The sequence below is a fragment of the Actinomadura miaoliensis genome (genome assembly GCF_039536785.1).
GTDB lineage: Bacteria > Actinomycetota > Actinomycetes > Streptosporangiales > Streptosporangiaceae > Spirillospora > Spirillospora miaoliensis.
On sequence record NZ_BAAAZG010000069.1, the window covers coordinates 22091 to 38572 of the forward strand.

Sequence of the window (16482 nt, forward strand, 5' to 3'; positions counted from 1 at the left end):
CAAAGCCAGCCCGGCACCCCCTCACATTCCCCTGAACAGGTGGCGGTTGGATGTCCGTCTGGGAGCGGTCTGTGGTCCGTTTCATGTGAAACGTCCGTGAAACGCCCTCTCTTTGGTGTCCCGTCTGCCGGACAACTACCTTCCGTAGTGATCGACCACGGGGGGAAGGGGCGATATGGCCGCGCTTTCGAAAGGTCATCCTGAAGAAGGCAGGGGGCCGATGCGCCGGACGGTGGCGGGGGTGCTCGGCATCGGCCTGCTCGACGCCTTCCTTCTGGAGACGCTGCCCGCGGTGGCCGCCGCGGACTCGCGTCAACTGCCGGCGGGCGGCTATGACGACCGCCGACTTTCCCTCACCGCTCTCCGTCCACGGATCTACACGCGCAGCGAGTGGGGTGCGCGGCCGCCTCGGGAACGCGCCCAGATTCTGCACCGTCCGCCCAGAAACATCGTCGTCCACCACACGGCCACGCCGAACTACCCGGACGCGTCGCTTCACCATGCCTACTGGCTGTCACGCTGGATCCAGCGACACCACATGCGGGTTCGGGGCTGGGCCGACGCCGGGCAGCAGCTCACCATCAGCCGTGGCGGCCACGTGATGGAGGGCAGAAACCGCAGCCTGAGCGCCATCCGGAGCGGCCGCCTGGCCGTCGGTGCGCAGGTCCGGGGCTACAACCGCACCACCATCGGCATCGAGAACGAGGGCACCTATATGGAGGACGAGGTGCCCCGCCGGCTCTGGGTCTCCCTGGAGCGGGTCTGCGCGTGGTTGTGTGCGCAGTACGAGCTCGACCCGTTCCGCGCCATCGTCGGACACCGCGACTTCGCCGCCACCGACTGCCCCGGCGACGTCCTGTACGCGATGCTCCCCGACCTGCGGCGCGGCGTCGCGGCCCGTCTCGAACGTTCGACCAGACGCGCCCGGCCGAAGAAGCAGCGCGCGGGCAAGAAGGCCGATGCCCGTGCTTCGCATCCAGACGCCGACGCCGCCCCCACGCCGAGCACGTCGCCGACGCCTCGTCCTTCCGCACCTGAGACGCCCAGTTCTCCGTCTCCCAGCCCTGACGCGACAACCGCGTCACCGGGACCGGCCCCGACGAATCCGTCCACTCCGCCACAAGCGCCCGGTAACGCCTACAGATTGCCACTGTTGGACCTTTGAGCAGGGGAGACGCTCCGGGGCGCTGACGTCTGCGCTGATGTGTGAAACGCGCGGGAAGGTCACCGCGAAGACCTGATTAAGCCGGGACGGTCGTCAAAGTCGGTGCCCGCTTGTACGGCTCGGTCTGCGTCGCTCCGTTCGGGCTGGGCGAGGGTGTTCTGGAGCATGAGGGTGTCGGGCAACCCTCCGGCATCGTGGGCGGCCTGGTCGGCGGGCTGCTGCCCGGCGGCAGCCTGCGGGTCTGCGGCCGCACGTGCTGAGCAAGGCCGTCCTGAACGAGATCAAGGCCGGTGAGGGCCGGATCATCACGTTCATCGACGCTGTGTCCGTGCACGGTGCTGTGGCGGGCCTGTACGAGAGTTCGCGGTGTCTACGGGCTAGTTGTCGGTGGTCATATAGCGGCTGCGGCGGCGGGCGATTTCCGGGTCCATGCCCTCCACCAGGGACCAGATGCCCGCGATGCGTTCCACCAGGGCCTCCGGGGGCAGGCCGGCCATGCCCTCGGCGGCCAGGTCGTCGATCGCCTGGGTCAGCAGGGCGAGACGCTCGCCGTGTATAGAACGCATGTTCGAATTCTATCGGCTCAGGGGGCTCGTGGAGAGGCTTTCGGCAAGCGAGTCCCGTCCATCACACAGACCCCTGCGGCGCGCTTTCATGCTGGTCAGCGGCGGACGGCACCGGTGACCAGCCAGGCGTCCCCAAGCGCCCGCACGGCCAGCGTGATCAGCCGGGCGATCATCCACAATCCGATGGCCAGCCACAGCCCGACCAGCCCGGCACCCGCCCCGTACGCCACCAGTGCGGCGGGCAGGAACACCAGCGTCGCGATCAGGGTCGTGGCGGCCAGGTACGCGCCGTCGCCCGCCCCGATCAGGATGCCGTCCAGGACGAACACGACGCCCGCGATCGGCTGCAGCGCCGCGATCAGGAGCAGGCTGACCAGCAGCAGGTCACGCACTTGATCGTCGCTGGTGAAGAACCCGGGCAGCCACGGCCGTACGAGGAGGATGCCCAGCAGGAACACCGCCCCGCAGGCGAGGCCCCACTGCACCATCCGGCGGGTGGCGGCGCGCGCTCCCGCGGTGTCGGACGCCCCCAGATAGCGTCCCGTGATGGCCTGCCCGGCGATCGCGATGGCGTCGTGCGCGAAGGCCAGCAGCGTCCACACCTGGAAACCCACCTGGTAGGCGGCGATCTCGGCGTCGCCCATGCGAGCGGCCACGGAGGTGCCCACGATGAGCACCACGCGAAGCGCCGCCGTCCGCAGCAGCAGGTTCACTCCCGCCGTGGCGGCGGTGCGCAGCCCGCCCAGATCCGGCCGTACCGGCGTGCCGTGCCTGCGGGCGGCGCGCAGCACCACCGCGACGTACACGCCGGCGCTCGCCGTCTGAGCGATGACGGTCCCCCAGGCCGAACCCGCGACGCCCCAGCCCAGCCCCAGCACGAACACCAGGTTCAGCACGAGGTTTCCCGAGAAACCTCCGATGGAGACCAGCAGCGGCGTACGGGTGTCCTGGAGGCCGCGAAGCACGCCCGTACCGGCCAGCACGACGAGCATTCCCGGAATGCCGAGGAGGCTGACCGCCAGATACGTCCGGGCGTACGGGGTGACGGAGGCCGAGGCCCCGAAGAGATCGATCAGCCAGGGGACCAGCGGCCAGCCCACGACGGCGAGGACCGTCCCGATGGCCAACGCCAGCCACATGCCGTCGATGCCCTGCCGGACCGCCGCCCGGACGTCGCCCGCCCCCACCTGCCGGGCCACCCCGGCAGTCGTGCCGTACGCGAGGAAGACGCACAGGTACACCAGCGTCGCCAGCGCCTGACCGGCCACGCCCAGGCCGCCGAGCTGCGCCGTGCCCAGGTGCCCCACGATGGCCGAGTCGGAGAGCAGGAACAGCGGCTCGGCGATCAACGCGCCGAACGCGGGCAGCGCGAGCCGCAGGATCTCGCGGTCGTGCGCGTTGCCGAGCCGGCGCAGGGGTGAACGGGCCATCACTGCCGCAACGCTACCAAGTCTGTAAGGGGTATGAAAAATTTGGATATTACAGCGATGCCCGTGCGCTGCCCGACGTGATCCGCGACGAGATCAGCGGCCTCCCCGGGCGGTGGGGTGTGGGCGCGGCTCGGGACGCAGGCTCGTGGCGGGAACGGTGGACTTTCTTTCCCACACACCCGGTGGATCGTGTTTTCGCAGGCCAGGGGCCTGCTGGGGGATCTTGGGTGGAGTTATCCGCAGGGTTGTCCCCAGGTTGTGCACAGGGTCTACCGGCGTGTCTGCACAGCCCCTCCACAGGCCGTCCACAGCCGCCTTTGCGCCCCCGGCACGCCGGCCAGAGAATGTCGGAGGCTTCCGGTACATCTGGGTTACGGGGGCGACATCGGTGCCGACGAGGCGTCCGGTGACCGAGTCAAGGGGGTGTGCAGGTGAGCGTGACCGATCTCGGACCCCAGGAGCAGGAGTTCGAACGCACCCCGCCGCACGACATCACCGCGGAGCAGGGCGTACTGGGCGGCATGCTGCTGTCCCAGGACGCGATCGCCGAGGTCATCGAGGTCCTGCGCACCCAGGACTTCTACCGTCCCGCGCATCAGATCATCTTCGACGTCATCCTGGACCTGTACGGACGCGGCGACCCCGCCGACGCCGTCACCGTGGCGGGCGAGCTGACCAAGCGCGGCGAGATCGGCCGGGTGGGCGGCGCCCCGTACCTGCACACGCTGATCTCCTCGGTGCCCACCGCCGCCAACGCGGGCTACTACGCCAAGATCGTCCGCGAGCGTTCGGTGCTGCGCAAGCTCGTCGAGACCGGGACCCGCATCGTGCAGATGGGGTACGCGGCCGACGGCGCGGACGCCGACGAGGTTCTCGACCGCGCCCAGGCCGAGGTCTTCGCCATCGCCGAGAAGCGCACCGGCGAGGACTACGTCCCGCTCAGCGAGATCATGCCCGGCGCCCTGGACGAGATCGAGGCCATCGGCAGCCGCGGCGGCCAGATGGTGGGCGTCCCCACCGGCTTCGCCGATCTCGACGCCCTCACCAACGGCCTTCACGCGGGTCAGATGATCGTCGTCGCCGCACGACCCGCCATGGGCAAGGCGCTGTCTCTGGACACACCGCTGCCGACCCCCGCCGGTTGGACGACCATGGGCGAGGTCGAGGTCGGCGACATGCTGATCGGAGCCGACGGGCGGCCGACCCGGGTCGTGGCGGCCACCGAGGTGATGTCCGGGCGGCCGTGCTACGAGATCGAGTTCTCTGACGGCGAGGTGATCGTCGCCGACGCCGAGCACCAGTGGCGGACCAGCACCCGAGAGAGTCGCCGCCGGCGGTCGCGGCGCAAGCGGGGCCACCACGGGGCCGAACTGCCCGTCGGGCGTGCGGTGGACGTGGCGAGCGGGCGGCACAAGGAAGCGGTGCTCGCGGTCGTCGACGGATCTTCCCGCGCCTCACATACGGTGACCGCGCTCGGCACGTGGCCGGGCTTCGACCACCAGCCCCGCAGCCGGGGGTATCGCAGCCAGGAGCTTGCCGGGACGCTGCTCCACCGGATCGCGCGTCCGGGCTGTGCCGACGAAGGCGGCTTCGTGACGGCGGCTGGTGCGGGCACCGTTTCGCGAACGGGCCGCACGATTGCTCAGGCCGGGCGGTTCGGCGCAGCGGGCACGCCGGTGCCGACCATCTCGGACACGTCTGGGAACGTCGCGACCGCCGTCCAGCACGACCCGATCAAGACCACCGCGCAGATCGCCGCCACCCTGCGCTGCGACGGGGACAACCGTCCCAACCACGCCGTGGCGGTAGCGGCCCCGTTCCACCTGCCGCCCGTCGACCTGCCCATCGACCCGTACGTGCTGGGCGCCTGGCTCGGCGGCGGAAGCGGCGGGCACGTCGACGAGGAGATCGCGGGCGCCGGACAGCCGGTCGTGCGACACGCCACTTTGGGAGACGTCGGGCCGTCCGGCCTCCGGACGAGACTGCGTGAGCTGGGCCTGCTGGGGGGCAAGCACATCCCCGGCGTCTACCTGCGGGCTTCGGAGGAGCAGCGGCGGGCGCTGCTGGCCGGGCTGCTCGACACCCATGGCCACGTCTCCGAGACCGGGCGGGTGCAGCTCGGCCTGACGAATCGCAGGCTGGCGGAGGACGCCCGCGAGCTCATCCTCACGCTGGGCTACCAGGCCACCATGACGACCGAGCAGGTCAACGGCCGCTCGGAGGACACCTCGATGCTCTACCGGATCGGTTTCACTCCGGCCGAGCCGGTGTTCCGGCTGCCGCGTAAGGCCGCGCGGCTGCGCAGGACCGTCCGCCCGGAAAGCCGCGTCCGGTACATCGTGGACGTGCGGCCCGTGGAGAGCGTGCCGGTGCGGTGCGTGCAGGTCGACAACGACGACCACATGTACCTGGCCGGACGGTCGTGCATCCCCACGCACAACTCCACGCTGGCGCTGGACTTCGCCCGTGCCGCGTCCATCAAGCACGGGCTGACCTCGGCGTTCTTCAGCCTGGAGATGGGCCGCAACGAGATCACGATGCGTCTGCTGTCGGCGGAGGCGCGGGTGGCGCTGCACGCGATGCGGTCGGGGACGATGACGGACGAGGACTGGACGCGGCTGGCCCGGCGGATGAGCGAGGTCGCCGAGGCGCCGCTGTTCATCGACGACTCGCCGAACATGTCGATGATGGAGATCCGGGCCAAGTGCCGGCGCCTGAAACAGCAGCATGACCTGCGGCTGGTCATCGTCGACTATCTGCAGCTGATGACGTCCGGCAAGCGGGTGGAGAGCCGTCAGGTCGAGGTGTCGGAGTTCTCCCGTTCGCTGAAGCTGCTGGCCAAGGAGCTGGGCGTGCCGGTCATCGCGTTGTCGCAGCTCAACCGTGGTCCGGAACAGCGGACGGACAAGAAGCCCATGGTGTCCGACCTGCGTGAGTCCGGCTCGATCGAGCAGGACGCGGACATGGTCATCCTGCTGCACCGTGAGGACGCCTACGAGAAGGAGTCGCCGCGCGCCGGTGAGGCCGACCTGATCGTGGCCAAGCACCGTAACGGGCCCACCGCGACGGTGACGGTGGCATTCCAGGGTCACTACAGCCGCTTCGTCGACATGGCACAGTGACGGCCGGTGCCCGTGCAGTGCCACGAGTCGCTGAGCGGCTGGGCGTCGCCGAACGCAAGACCCGAGGGTGGATGTGAGCCGTCGGTGGCCGGCAGGTGGGCGTCGGTCTTGCGGGCGATGACGGCGTGCGCTACGTGTCGCCAGCGCCGGGACGTTTGGTGGGCGCGTGTGGGGATGGGGTCACAGTGGCGGGGCGTTCGGCGATGAGGGTGTAGAGCAGGGGCAGGTTCCGGCCGTTGACGCGGAAGCGGTACCGTCCGTCGGCGTCGGGCGGGATTCCCCTGCCCAGGTCGAGCGGGGCGTCGAGGTGTTCGTCCAGCCGGATGACGTGCAGGCCCGCCGTCGCCGCCGCGGTGACGATCTCGCCGAGTGAGTGCGCGAACTGCACGGTCGTGGTGGTCTGTGTCGCGGCGGCGTACGAGCCGGTCGCGGTGAACTCGTGCGGTCCGTCGTAGGCGTAGGGGAAGTCCAGGACGAGCGGGTCGATGCTCTCGGTCATCTGGAACAGCGGGTGGCCGTCGACGAGCAGCAACCGGCCGCCGGGCTTCAGTGCCATGGCGACCGAGCGCATCCAGGCGTCGATGTCGGCGATCCAGCACAGGACGCCGATGGTGGCGTAGGCGAGGTCGAACCCGCCCGTCAGCCGTGACGGCAGGTCGGTCACGTCGGCCTCGACGAACTCCACGTTCACGTCGCAGCGGCGGGCCAGATCGCGCGCCTTGCGCAGGGCCACCGGGGAGAAGTCGACGCCGGTGACGCGGGCGCCTCGGCGGGCCAGGGAGATCGCGTCGAAGCCGAGGTGGCACTGGACGTGGAGGACCCGCAGGCCGTCCACCTCGTCGCCGACGGCGGCGGCCAGCCCGGCGCGTTCGACGTCGGTCAGCGAGTCGGCCCCGGCCACCAGGGCCGCGCTGTCGTAGTAGTCGTCCTGTCCGTGTGCGGTGGCCCAGATGTTCCAGGTGTCCCGGTTGGTCGCCGCAGCATCGTTCGTCACGTCTGGCGACGTTAGGGAGCGGCGCCCCTTCGCCGCAACCGGATACGGGCACGACGGACGGAGGGCGGCATCCGGTCCGGCCTCCGCCGTCGGCGTCGGTGTGCTGTGTCTTCGCCGGCCGGCCTCGGTGTTCCGGCCGTGGTGCGACGTGCTCGGTCCTTGGCGGAAGGGTCGGACTCCTTCGTGGAGATGGTCAACGGCAGCCTCGGGGGCGGCCTTGACGCGGGCATATCGAAAGTCGATATTATCGAAAAACGATAAGTGAGCGAGGAGAGTGGAATGAAGGCCGCGGCATGGTGGAGTCGGCTCGACAGCCGGATCCTGGAGGCGCTGCTCGGGCTGGCGTTGCTGCTGGTCGGGCTGTTCGAGGTCCTGTTTCCGGTCCTGGGGGTGACCGGGCCGCTGTCTCCCGTCGACACCCGCGAGGTCCATGTCGACGGTGTCACGCGGCTGCCCGGCGCGCCCGAGGCGACCGCCGAGGTCGCGCTGCGCGGCACGCGCACGGCCGAGCTGGTCGTCGCCGATCCCAGCCTGGGGGAGCGGGTGCTGCTCGTCCTCCCGGGGGTGGCCGGGGCCCTGCTGCTGGTGGTCATCCTGGAACTGCTGCTCCGGGTGGCCCGGACGCTGCGCGACGGCGACGTCTTCGACCCGCGCAACGCGCGGCGCCTGTACGTCATCGCCCTGGCGGTGCTGCTGGACGCCACGCTCGTGCCGCTGCTGGACACGATCACAACGACCGTCCTGGTCAGCGGCACGGCGGTGGAGCCGTCCGTCGAGATCTCCTACGAGCTGTCGGCGCTGTGGCTGCTCGTCGCGTCGCTCGTCGCCGCCGCGGCCGGGGCGTTCGGGCACGGCGCCCGCCTGCGCGCCGACACCGAGGGACTGGTCTGATGCCGCCGGAGGAGTCGCATCAGATCAAGGTCCACCTGGACCGTCTCCTGGAAGAACGCGGCATGACCCTGACCGAGCTCGCCGAACGCGTCGGCGTGACCGTGGTCAACCTGTCCATCCTGAAGAACGACCGTGCCAAGGCGATCCGCTTCACGACCCTGAGCGCCATCTGCCGTGAGCTCGACTGCCAGCCCGGAGACCTCCTCAGCTTCGACGAGCCGTGAGATCCCCGCCGGCCGGCGTCCTCGTTGCAGACGTGGGACGCCGGGCGTCTCATCGGCACGTCACGCCGTGGGAGACCCCTGCTCCGAGCGGGCCAGGAAGCCGCGGTAGTACTCGGCGAAGTCGGGCCGGGTGCCGTCGGTGTCGGTGAAGCCGTACTCCTTGGCCAGCTCACCCGTGCTGTACGAACCGCCGCTCTTGGACATGACGTCCGGGTCGGCCGCCAGCGCGACGACGGCGCGTCCGATGTAGGCGGGGGTCTCGGAGGCGCCGAAGTGCCGGTCCTTGACGACGGCGTCCCGCCAGTCGTCCTCGGTGACGCCGAAGTGGTCGAGCATCGCTTCCGAGCGCAGGAAGCCGGGGGTGAGGGCCAGCGCGGCGACGTTGTGCTCGCGCAGCTCGGCGGCCTGGTTCCTGGCCAGCCGGATCACGGTCTGCTTGGCCAGGTCGTAGAAGAACGAGCCGCGGTAGCCGTTGAGCAGCTCGTCCACCATCCGTTCGGTGCCGTCGGTGATCTCGATGACGAGCCCGCGGCGCCGCGCCACCATCAGCGGCAGCGCGTGGTGGCTGGTGATGATGTGGGTGTCGACGGCGCGGTGCAGGAGCGTCAGGCCGGCCGACAGGTCCTGCTCCCACAGCGGACGGTCCCAGGTGGTCAGGTGGTCGCCGCCCCACACGTCGTTGACCAGCAGGTCGAGCCCTCCCCGCTCGGACCCGATGCGGTCGACGAGTGCGCGCACCTGGGCGGGGTCGCTGTGGTCGCAACGGACGGCGATGCCCGTGCCGCCGCGCGCGGTGACCAGCTCGGCGGTCTCCTCGATGGTCTCGGGCCGGTCGAGGTCGGAACGGGCCGTCCGGGTGGTGCGTCCGGTGACGTACACGGTCGCTCCGGCGGCGCCGAGTTCGACGGCGATGCCTCGTCCGGCTCCCCGCGTGCCCCCGGCCACCAGGGCGACCCTGCCGCTGAGCCGCATGCCTGCCTCCATTAGTAAATGTCCGTTCGTTTACTATAGCGGGCATGCCCGTCCCCGTTGTCGGCGTTCATGACCGGGCTGGTGGCGGCCTCGCCGGTGGGCCGGTCGAGGCTGTAGGCGTGGCGCCAGCGGGCGCGTGGAGGGGAACGTCGTCCAGCGAGCGTGCGGCGCCCACCGGGCCTAGCCGCGCGACGCCTCCCGCTGATCGGGGGGTACGGGTCGCGTCAGGCGGGGGAGAGGCGCCAGAGGGAGGTCGTTTCGGCGGCGCGGGCGGTGTGCAGCGGGTCGTCAGGGGCGGTGGCGCGTGGGTGAGTGGGTTTGGCGTCCAGCCGGTCCACGACCGTCAGGCCGGCCTCGGCGAAGGCGTCGAGCAGTTCCGTGCGCGTTCTGAGTTCGAGATGCTCGGCGAGGTCGGACAGGATCAGCCATCCTTCGCCGTCCGGGGTGAGGTGCGCGGGGAGCCCGCTCAGGAAGCCGCGCAGCATGGCGCTGTCGGGGTCGTAGACGGCGTGTTCCAGTGGCGAAGTGGGGCGGGCGGGGAGCCAGGGCGGATTGCACACCACCAGCGGGGCTCGTCCAGGGGGGAACAGGTCGGCCTGGACGACCTCGATCCGATCTGACAAATTCAGGCGGACGACGTTCTCCTGTGCGCAGGCAAGCGCGCGCGGGTCGGCGTCGGTGGCGACCACCCGTGCCACACCCCGGCGTGCCAGAACCGCGGCGAGCACGCCCGTGCCGGTGCCGATGTCGTACGCGAGTTCGGTGGACGGGAGCGGGGCCCGCGCCACAAGGTCGACGTACTCGCCACGTATGGGCGAGAACACCCCGTAGTGGGGGTGGATCCGCTCGCCGCCCAAGGCGGGGATGGGCACGCCCTTCGCGCGCCATTCGTGTGCGCCGATCAGACCCTGCAGCTCCCGCAGGGACACCACGTACGGTTCCTCTGCCGGGCCGTAGACCTCCTGGCATGCGTCCCGTACGTCGGGTGCACGTCGCAGGGGGACGACATGGCCCGCGTCCACAGGGATCAGGAGCATGCCGAGTACGCGGGCGCGCTGGCCCTGTGCCTGCCTGTGCAGATGGAAACGCTGTGCGGGAGGCGGGACGTCGGCCTTGCCGTGGGCGCGGCGTTTGCGGCGCGGCGTGCGGTCGGCGCGCCGCGACATCGCCGACAGCAGCTGCCGCGCGTTCTGGAAGTCGCCGCGCCACAGCAGCGCGGTGCCCTCGCACGCCAGCCGGTACGCCTCGTCGGCCCGCATCCGGTCGTCGGCGACGACGACGCGGCGGGGCGGGGGCGTGCGGTTCTCCGAACGCCAGCGCGCCGACCGCTCCGCGTCGTCCTCACTCCACCTGACGATCAATTCGTCCGTCCGCCCGCCGCCCGCCTGCTCGTCCGCGCCTTGCCCGCCGCCCTGCTCATTGTCCGTCACCTGGGCGCCGACCTGGTCGTCGTGCCCGGCGGCGCGGCGGCCACCGGAGGCGCCGCGCCGGTGCCGGCCGGCGGGGCGCCTGTCCCCGCGGCGGTCGGCGCCGTGGTCGTCGCGGTGTTCGACGGCCCGGCGCCCGTCCGCTTCGTGGTCCATTTGCGATCACTGTAGGGCCGCGGGGCCCCGCCGTGCGAAATTCAGGCGGGAACCTTGTCGAGGAAGCCGTGGACCTTGCCGAGCCGTCCGTCCTGGGAGAACTCCGCCACGTCGAAGCCGACCACCACGGCCTCGCCGTCCTCGGGGCCCAGCTCCCAGGTGAACCGGGCCAGGTGGTGGTGGGCGTCCACGTCGCCCGCCAGCCGGAACACGAAGTCGGGGAACTGCGCCTGGACGGCCGCGATGGTGGCGTCGATGGCGTCGCGGCCCTCGGCGACCACCAGCGGGTCCACGTAGGCGGCGTCCTCGGTCCACAGGTCGTCGACGGCGGCGCGGCGGGCGGCGGGGTCCTTCTCGTTCCAGGCGGCCAGGTAACGTTCGATCAGTTCACGGGCGTCGCTCACGGGTTTCTCCCTCGAAGTAGCCGGCGGGTTTGTTCCCGCCGGTCACCACAGTGGCGCCACGGCCGGGGCCGAATCGATTACCTGACGCGTCATGAGCCATGATGATGTCGGATTTTCGCTAGTGAACGCCGGTGACCATCGGTGAAGCTGGACGCATGCACGAAGACGTGGAGCGGTGCACACGGGCGGTCCAGGCGAAGGACGCCCGGTTCGACGGCTGGTTCTTCGTCGGGGTGGTGACCACCGGCATCTACTGCCGTCCCAGCTGTCCCGTCGTGGCGCCCAAACCGAAGAACATGCGCTTCTACCCCAGCGCCGCCGCCGCCCAGCAGGCGGGATTCCGCGCCTGCAAACGGTGCCGTCCGGACGCCAGCCCCGGATCCCCCGAGTGGAACCACCGCGCGGACGTCGTGGCCCGCGCCATGCGGCTCATCGCCGACGGCGTCGTGGACCGCGAAGGGGTTCCCGGCCTCGCCGCCCGCCTCGGCTACAGCACCCGTCAGATCGAACGGCAACTGAACGCCGAGCTTGGCGCGGGACCGCTCGCCCTGGCCCGGGCCCAGCGCGCGCAGACGGCACGGCTGCTCATCGAGACCACGGCCCTGCCCATGGGGGACGTGGCGTTCGCCGCGGGGTTCGCCAGCATCCGGGCGTTCAACGACACCGTGCGGGAGGTGTTCGCGCTCACCCCCACCCAATTGCGTGAACGGGCGACGCGGGGGCGGACGGCCCTCGCGTCCGGGGCGCTGTCGCTGCGGCTGCCGTTCCGGGCCCCGCTGTGCCCCGACAACCTGTTCGGGCACCTGGCGGCCACCGCCGTCCCGGGCGTCGAGGAGTGGCGGGACGGCGCGTACCGGCGGACGCTGCGGCTGCCGAACGGGCACGGCGTCGTCGCGCTGCGCCCGTTCCCCGACCACGTGGCCTGCACGCTCACCCTCACCGACCTGCGCGACCTGACCATCGCGATCAGCCGGTGCCGCCGCATGCTGGACCTGGACGCCGACCCGGTCGCCGTCGACGACCTGCTGCGCGCCGACGACGTCCTGGCCTCGCTGGTCGACAAGGCCCCGGGACGGCGCGTCCCGCACACCGTCGACCCGGCGGAGTTCGCCATCCGCGCGGTGATCGGCCAGCAGGTGTCCACCGCGGCGGCCCGCACGCACGCCGCCCGTCTGGTCGCCGCGCACGGCGAGCCGATCACCGATCCGGACGGCGGCGGCCTGACGCACCTGTTCCCGGCCCCCGAGGCGCTGGCCGAGCCGGACCCGTCCGCCCTGGCCTTCCCGCGCGCCCGCCGCTCCACCCTCACCGCGCTGATCACGGCCCTGGCCACCGGCGACATCGACCTGGACGCCGGCACCGACTGGGACGAGGCCCGCGCCCGCCTGGCCGCCGTGCCCGGCATCGGGCCCTGGACCGTCGAGACGATCGCCATGCGCGCCCTCGGCGACCCGGACGCGTTCGTCCCGACCGACCTCGGCATCCGCGTCGCCGCCGCCGACCTGGGCCTGCCCGCCACCCCGGCCGCCCTCATCCGCCGCGCGGCGCGGTGGCGGCCATGGCGCGCCTACGCCGTCCAGTACCTGTGGGCGACCGGCGACCACGCCATCAACCGCATCCCCGCCTGAAGACCTTCGAAGGGATCTGTGTCTCCATGACCTCCACACCCACCACGGCGACCGCGCCGCCGGTCGCGGCGCCCGAGGCCGAACACCGCACGCACGCCGTGCTGGACAGCGCCGTCGGGCCGCTCACGCTCGTCGCCCACGACGGCGTCCTCTGCGGCGCCTACGTGGACGCGCAACGCCACCGTCCGCCGGACGAGCGGTTCGGCGCGCGGGTCGCGGTCACCGACGAGCCGTTCGCGACCGTCGCCGAGCAGCTCAAGGCGTACTTCGCCGGCGAGCTGACCACGTTCGACCTGCCGCTGGCCCTGCACGGGACGCCGTTCCAGCTGCGCGTGTGGGCGGCCCTGCAGGAGATCCCCTACGGCGAGACGATCTCGTACGGTGAACTCGCCCAGGAGATCGGCAAGCCGACGGCGGCCCGCGCGGTCGGCCTGGCCAACGGCCGCAACCCGATCAGCATCATCGTCCCGTGCCATCGCGTCATCGGCTCGACGGGCAGTCTCACCGGGTACGGCGGCGGCCTGGAGCGCAAGCGCTTCCTCCTCGACTTCGAACGCCGCACCACCAAGGAGGCCGCCCTCTTCTAACCGGCAGGCGCCTCCGCCCCCAGGGCCGGAGGCGCCCGCCCCAGAAGAGCCCCCCGAGCCAACACGCCACGCTCCGCTGTGGAGCCCACCCCGAAGCACCCCCACGCCCCACGGCGCACCCCTCAACGGCCCCACCCTCCCAGCAGCCACCCCTTCGACGGACCCCTCGCGGAGACACGCCTCACGTGGGCGGCCTGACGATGGGGTGGTTCGCGATGGGTGTTCCTAACGTCGGGCAGGTTTTCATGACCTTGGCCCTGCTGGTTGTTAGCGGGCCGTGATTCCCCCGCTGGTGGGCTTCGGCTCCTCCATACAGGGGAAACGCATTTTTGTCAGGGCCTGCGGTTAACGTGCGCTGTGACGACCGAAGGGGGCTGAGCCATGGTTGAGTTCCGCGTGGATCGGCAGACGCTCGCCGACGCCGTGGCGTGGGCGGCGCGCACCCTGCCGTCACGGCCCACGCTTCCGGTGCTGGCGGGGATGCTCGTCGAGGCGTCCGCCGACGGTGCGCTCACCCTCTCCGGGTTCGACTACGAGGTGTCGGCGAAGGCCACGATCGAGACGGACGTGACCGAGCCGGGCCGCGTCCTGGTGCCGGGGCGTCTGCTGGCCGACATCGTGCGCAACCTTCCGCCCCACCCGGTCGAGGTGGTGACCAAGGGCACCGAGGTCGTGGTGAGCTGCGGCAGCGCCGAGTTCGGCCTCCAGACGCTGCCAGTGGAGGACTATCCGACCCTGCCGGAACCGCCGCAGCCGTCCGGGACGGTGCCCGGCGACGTGTTCGCCGCCGCCGTCGCCCAGGTGACGCCCGCCGCCGGACGCGACGAGACGCTGCCGATGCTCACCGGCGTCCGTGTCGACTTCGAGGGCGACACGATGTGGCTGGCCTGCACCGACCGCTACCGGATCGCCGCGCGTGAGCTGACCTGGTCGCCGTCGGTCCCGGACTTCACCGCGGGCGTCGTCGTGCCCGCCCGCACCCTCGCCGACACGGCCCGCGCGATCCGGGCCGGCTCGCAGGTCTCCATCGGCCTGGGCGGCGCGGGCGACACGTTGATCGGCATCTCGGGCGGCGACCGCAGCATGACCACGCGGCTGCTGGACGACCAGTTCATCAACTACCGGTCGCGGCTCACCGATGCGTGGTCGACCACCGCGCGGGTCCGCACCGCCCCGTTCATCGAGGCGATCAAGCGGGTGGCGCTGGTCACCGAGCGCAACACCCCGCTCCGTCTGGACTTCACCGGCGACCAGGTCCGGATACGGGCCGCCTCCGGCGACGCCGCCCGCGCCAACGAGACCATGCCCGCCCAGCTCACCGGTGACGAGATCGACATCGCCTTCAGCCCCCAGTACCTGCTGGACGGCCTTGCCGGCATCGACACCGAGTACACCCGCCTGGAGTGCACCGGCCCCACCCGTCCCGCGCTGCTGACGGCCATCCCCGACCGCCGCGACGACTCCGACACCGACACACCGCCCGACGACGCAGGCGACACCGGCTTCCGCTACCTCCTCATGCCCATCCGCCTCACCACCTGACCAACCACCCACCGCCCCCCTCTGAGCGGAGGGGCGTTCGGTGCGGGAGGGGAGTCACGGGTCCAGGACGGCCAGGACGAAACGGACGTCTTCGTCGGTCTCGTTGCTGTAGGAGTGGGGGCGGTCGCCGACGAAGACGGCTGCCGTGCCCGCCTGGACGGTGTCGCGGTGACCGGCCACGCCGAGCGTCAGGACGCCGTCCTCGACGTAGATGATCTCTTTGGTGCCGGGGACGTGCGCGTCGCTCTGGCGGACTTCGCCGGGCCGCAGCACCCACCGCCACAGCTCCAGTGACGGCCGCGGGTCGCTGCCGCCCAGCAGGGTTCCGGTGCCGCCGGACGGGCCGTGCCACAGCACCACGTGCCGGTCGGGTGGGAAGAGCCGTGTCGCGGGCTCCTCCTCGACCTGCACCAGGCGCGTCAGCGGCACTCCCAGGGCGTCGGAGATGCGGATCAGCGTGCCCAGGTTGGGGTTGCCGCGTCCCTGTTCCAGGCCGACCAGGACGCCCTTGCTCACCCCGGCGCGGCCGGCCAGCTCGTCCAGGCTCCAGCCGTGCCCGGCGCGCAGGGACCGCACGGTCCTGGCGACAGCCTCGCCGATCGCTTCCTGGTCGCTCACAGGTTCCTCCCGCCGCCGCAGTCCGGCCCCGGACCGTCGGTCGTTATACTGACTTTCGATTGCATTTTACTGACCGAGATGAGGGAACCCCCAAATGCTGGACCGGATCGTCGTCGACGACGCCGTGCGGACGCTGCGTCCCGACTTCGCGGTGCTCGTGATGACCGCGGAGGGCCTGCTCAACGGCCCCGGCGACGACAGCTCGGCCGCGTGGCTGGCCGCCGCCGCCGAACACGCCGTCCCCGACGACCCGCACGTCACCGCCTGGCGCGAGGCCTACCGGGCGTTCGGCGCCAAGCCGCAGCGCACCCGGCCGTCCGTGGACGCGCTGCTGCGCCGCGCCGACGCCCTGCCCACGATCAACAAGGTCGTCGACGCCTACAACGCGGTCAGCGTGCAGTACGCGCTGCCGATCGGCGGCGAGGACCTCGACGCCTACCGCGGGCCGGCGCGCCTCGTCCGCGCCGGCGGTGACGAGCCGTTCGACACCGTCGCGGGCGGTGAGCCGGCCGTCGAGCACCCGGACGAGGGCGAGGTCGTGTGGCGCGACGACGCCGGGGTGACCTGCCGCCGCTGGAACTGGCGGCAGTGCGTCCGCACCCGCATCACCGAGTCCACCAAGAACGCCCTCTTCCTGCTCGAACGCCTCGAACCGTACCCGCTGGACCGGCTGCGCGAGGCGGGCGACGAGCTGGCCGCCCGGCTGCGCGCCGTCTCGCCCGACGTCCGGATCGCCGCCCGCCTCATCGGCGGGGA

General features: G+C 71.5%; 16 protein-coding genes. 9 read left to right on the forward strand and 7 right to left on the reverse strand.

All coding sequences use genetic code 11. The features are described from left to right. The first annotated feature begins 175 nt into the window (after positions 1 to 175). Together ABD811_RS39885 and ABD811_RS39890 are read left to right on the forward strand one after the other, a co-directional pair. On the forward strand, positions 176 to 1165 hold the full coding sequence (locus tag ABD811_RS39885) for a peptidoglycan recognition protein family protein (protein ID WP_344958230.1): 990 nt from the start codon (positions 176 to 178) through the stop codon (positions 1163 to 1165). Between the two features lie 110 nt (positions 1166 to 1275). Then, positions 1276 to 1425 (forward strand): hypothetical protein, encoded by a 150-nt coding sequence (locus ABD811_RS39890; RefSeq protein WP_344958232.1) that lies wholly within the window; start codon positions 1276 to 1278, stop codon positions 1423 to 1425. 117 nt (positions 1426 to 1542) lie between these two features. Here the strand turns inward: ABD811_RS39890 and ABD811_RS39895 are convergent, their stop codons facing one another. Both ABD811_RS39895 and ABD811_RS39900 read right to left on the reverse strand, forming a co-directional pair. Continuing rightward, a complete protein-coding gene (locus tag ABD811_RS39895; protein WP_344958234.1) occupies positions 1543 to 1731 on the reverse strand; it encodes a hypothetical protein in 189 nt (62 codons plus the stop codon). 95 nt (positions 1732 to 1826) lie between these two features. After that, positions 1827 to 3161, reverse strand: a complete 1335-nt coding sequence (locus tag ABD811_RS39900) for an MATE family efflux transporter (protein WP_344958236.1) — start codon at positions 3159 to 3161, stop codon at positions 1827 to 1829. Positions 3162 to 3592: 431 nt separating this feature from the next. Between ABD811_RS39900 and dnaB the strand changes: the two genes are divergently transcribed. Continuing rightward, a complete protein-coding gene (gene dnaB, locus ABD811_RS39905) occupies positions 3593 to 6283 on the forward strand; it encodes a replicative DNA helicase (protein WP_344958238.1) in 2691 nt (896 codons plus the stop codon). A 130-nt stretch (positions 6284 to 6413) separates the two neighbouring features. Here the strand turns inward: dnaB and ABD811_RS39910 are convergent, their stop codons facing one another. Next, on the reverse strand, positions 6414 to 7277 hold the full coding sequence (locus tag ABD811_RS39910; protein ID WP_344958240.1) for a methyltransferase domain-containing protein: 864 nt from the start codon (positions 7275 to 7277) through the stop codon (positions 6414 to 6416). Positions 7278 to 7556: 279 nt separating this feature from the next. Between ABD811_RS39910 and ABD811_RS39915 the strand changes: the two genes are divergently transcribed. Both ABD811_RS39915 and ABD811_RS39920 read left to right on the forward strand, forming a co-directional pair. Further along, positions 7557 to 8168 carry a DUF2975 domain-containing protein gene (locus ABD811_RS39915; protein WP_344958242.1) on the forward strand — a complete coding sequence of 204 codons (612 nt, stop codon included), beginning with the start codon at positions 7557 to 7559 and terminating at the stop codon, positions 8166 to 8168. Further along, on the forward strand, positions 8168 to 8392 hold the full coding sequence (locus ABD811_RS39920) for a helix-turn-helix domain-containing protein (RefSeq protein WP_344958244.1): 225 nt from the start codon (positions 8168 to 8170) through the stop codon (positions 8390 to 8392). Before ABD811_RS39915 ends, ABD811_RS39920 begins: the two co-directional genes overlap by 1 nt. A gap of 60 nt (positions 8393 to 8452) precedes the next feature. On the opposite strand, the gene ABD811_RS39925 is transcribed toward ABD811_RS39920, so the two are convergent. The 3 genes from ABD811_RS39925 to ABD811_RS39935 form a co-directional block, all read right to left on the reverse strand. Continuing rightward, positions 8453 to 9364, reverse strand: a complete 912-nt coding sequence (locus ABD811_RS39925) for an SDR family oxidoreductase (protein ID WP_344958246.1) — start codon at positions 9362 to 9364, stop codon at positions 8453 to 8455. A 224-nt stretch (positions 9365 to 9588) separates the two neighbouring features. Further along, on the reverse strand, positions 9589 to 10947 hold the full coding sequence (locus ABD811_RS39930; RefSeq protein WP_344958248.1) for a methyltransferase: 1359 nt from the start codon (positions 10945 to 10947) through the stop codon (positions 9589 to 9591). Positions 10948 to 10988: 41 nt separating this feature from the next. After that, the gene (locus ABD811_RS39935) at positions 10989 to 11351 is read right to left on the reverse strand and encodes a nuclear transport factor 2 family protein (RefSeq protein ID WP_344958250.1); all 363 of its coding nucleotides are present in this window, start codon (positions 11349 to 11351) and stop codon (positions 10989 to 10991) included. Between the two features lie 155 nt (positions 11352 to 11506). Between ABD811_RS39935 and ABD811_RS39940 the strand changes: the two genes are divergently transcribed. The 3 genes from ABD811_RS39940 (at position 11507) to dnaN (ending at position 15108) form a co-directional block, all read left to right on the forward strand. Beyond that, positions 11507 to 12979 (forward strand): AlkA N-terminal domain-containing protein, encoded by a 1473-nt coding sequence (locus tag ABD811_RS39940; protein WP_344958252.1) that lies wholly within the window; start codon positions 11507 to 11509, stop codon positions 12977 to 12979. 26 nt (positions 12980 to 13005) lie between these two features. Continuing rightward, positions 13006 to 13566, forward strand: coding sequence for a methylated-DNA--[protein]-cysteine S-methyltransferase (locus ABD811_RS39945; RefSeq protein ID WP_344958254.1), 561 nt, complete (start codon positions 13006 to 13008; stop codon positions 13564 to 13566). Positions 13567 to 13947: 381 nt separating this feature from the next. Further along, positions 13948 to 15108: a DNA polymerase III subunit beta gene (dnaN, locus tag ABD811_RS39950; protein ID WP_344958256.1), complete on the forward strand. Its 1161-nt coding sequence runs from the start codon at positions 13948 to 13950 to the stop codon at positions 15106 to 15108. 54 nt (positions 15109 to 15162) lie between these two features. Here the strand turns inward: dnaN and ABD811_RS39955 are convergent, their stop codons facing one another. Beyond that, positions 15163 to 15726 carry a helix-turn-helix domain-containing protein gene (locus ABD811_RS39955; protein WP_344958258.1) on the reverse strand — a complete coding sequence of 188 codons (564 nt, stop codon included), beginning with the start codon at positions 15724 to 15726 and terminating at the stop codon, positions 15163 to 15165. Between the two features lie 94 nt (positions 15727 to 15820). On the opposite strand from ABD811_RS39955, the gene ABD811_RS39960 reads away from it, so the two are divergent. Further along, on the forward strand, positions 15821 to 16482 hold a 662-nt coding region (locus tag ABD811_RS39960), incomplete at its 3' end, for a B3/B4 domain-containing protein (protein WP_344958260.1).

Excerpts from the sequence above, each read along its gene's own strand:
- ABD811_RS39885 (WP_344958230.1), top strand. The coding sequence starts at position 176 with ATGGCCGCGCTTTCGAAAGGTCATCCTGAAGAAGGCAGGGGGCCGATG.
- ABD811_RS39895 (WP_344958234.1), bottom strand. The coding sequence starts at position 1,731 with ATGCGTTCTATACACGGCGAGCGTCTCGCCCTGCTGACCCAGGCGATC.
- ABD811_RS39900 (WP_344958236.1), bottom strand. The coding sequence starts at position 3,161 with ATGGCCCGTTCACCCCTGCGCCGGCTCGGCAACGCGCACGACCGCGAG.
- ABD811_RS39915 (WP_344958242.1), top strand. The coding sequence starts at position 7,557 with ATGAAGGCCGCGGCATGGTGGAGTCGGCTCGACAGCCGGATCCTGGAG.
- ABD811_RS39920 (WP_344958244.1), top strand. The coding sequence starts at position 8,168 with ATGCCGCCGGAGGAGTCGCATCAGATCAAGGTCCACCTGGACCGTCTC.
- ABD811_RS39925 (WP_344958246.1), bottom strand. The coding sequence starts at position 9,364 with ATGCGGCTCAGCGGCAGGGTCGCCCTGGTGGCCGGGGGCACGCGGGGA.
- ABD811_RS39930 (WP_344958248.1), bottom strand. The coding sequence starts at position 10,947 with ATGGACCACGAAGCGGACGGGCGCCGGGCCGTCGAACACCGCGACGAC.
- ABD811_RS39940 (WP_344958252.1), top strand. The coding sequence starts at position 11,507 with ATGCACGAAGACGTGGAGCGGTGCACACGGGCGGTCCAGGCGAAGGAC.
- ABD811_RS39945 (WP_344958254.1), top strand. The coding sequence starts at position 13,006 with ATGACCTCCACACCCACCACGGCGACCGCGCCGCCGGTCGCGGCGCCC.
- dnaN (WP_344958256.1), top strand. The coding sequence starts at position 13,948 with ATGGTTGAGTTCCGCGTGGATCGGCAGACGCTCGCCGACGCCGTGGCG.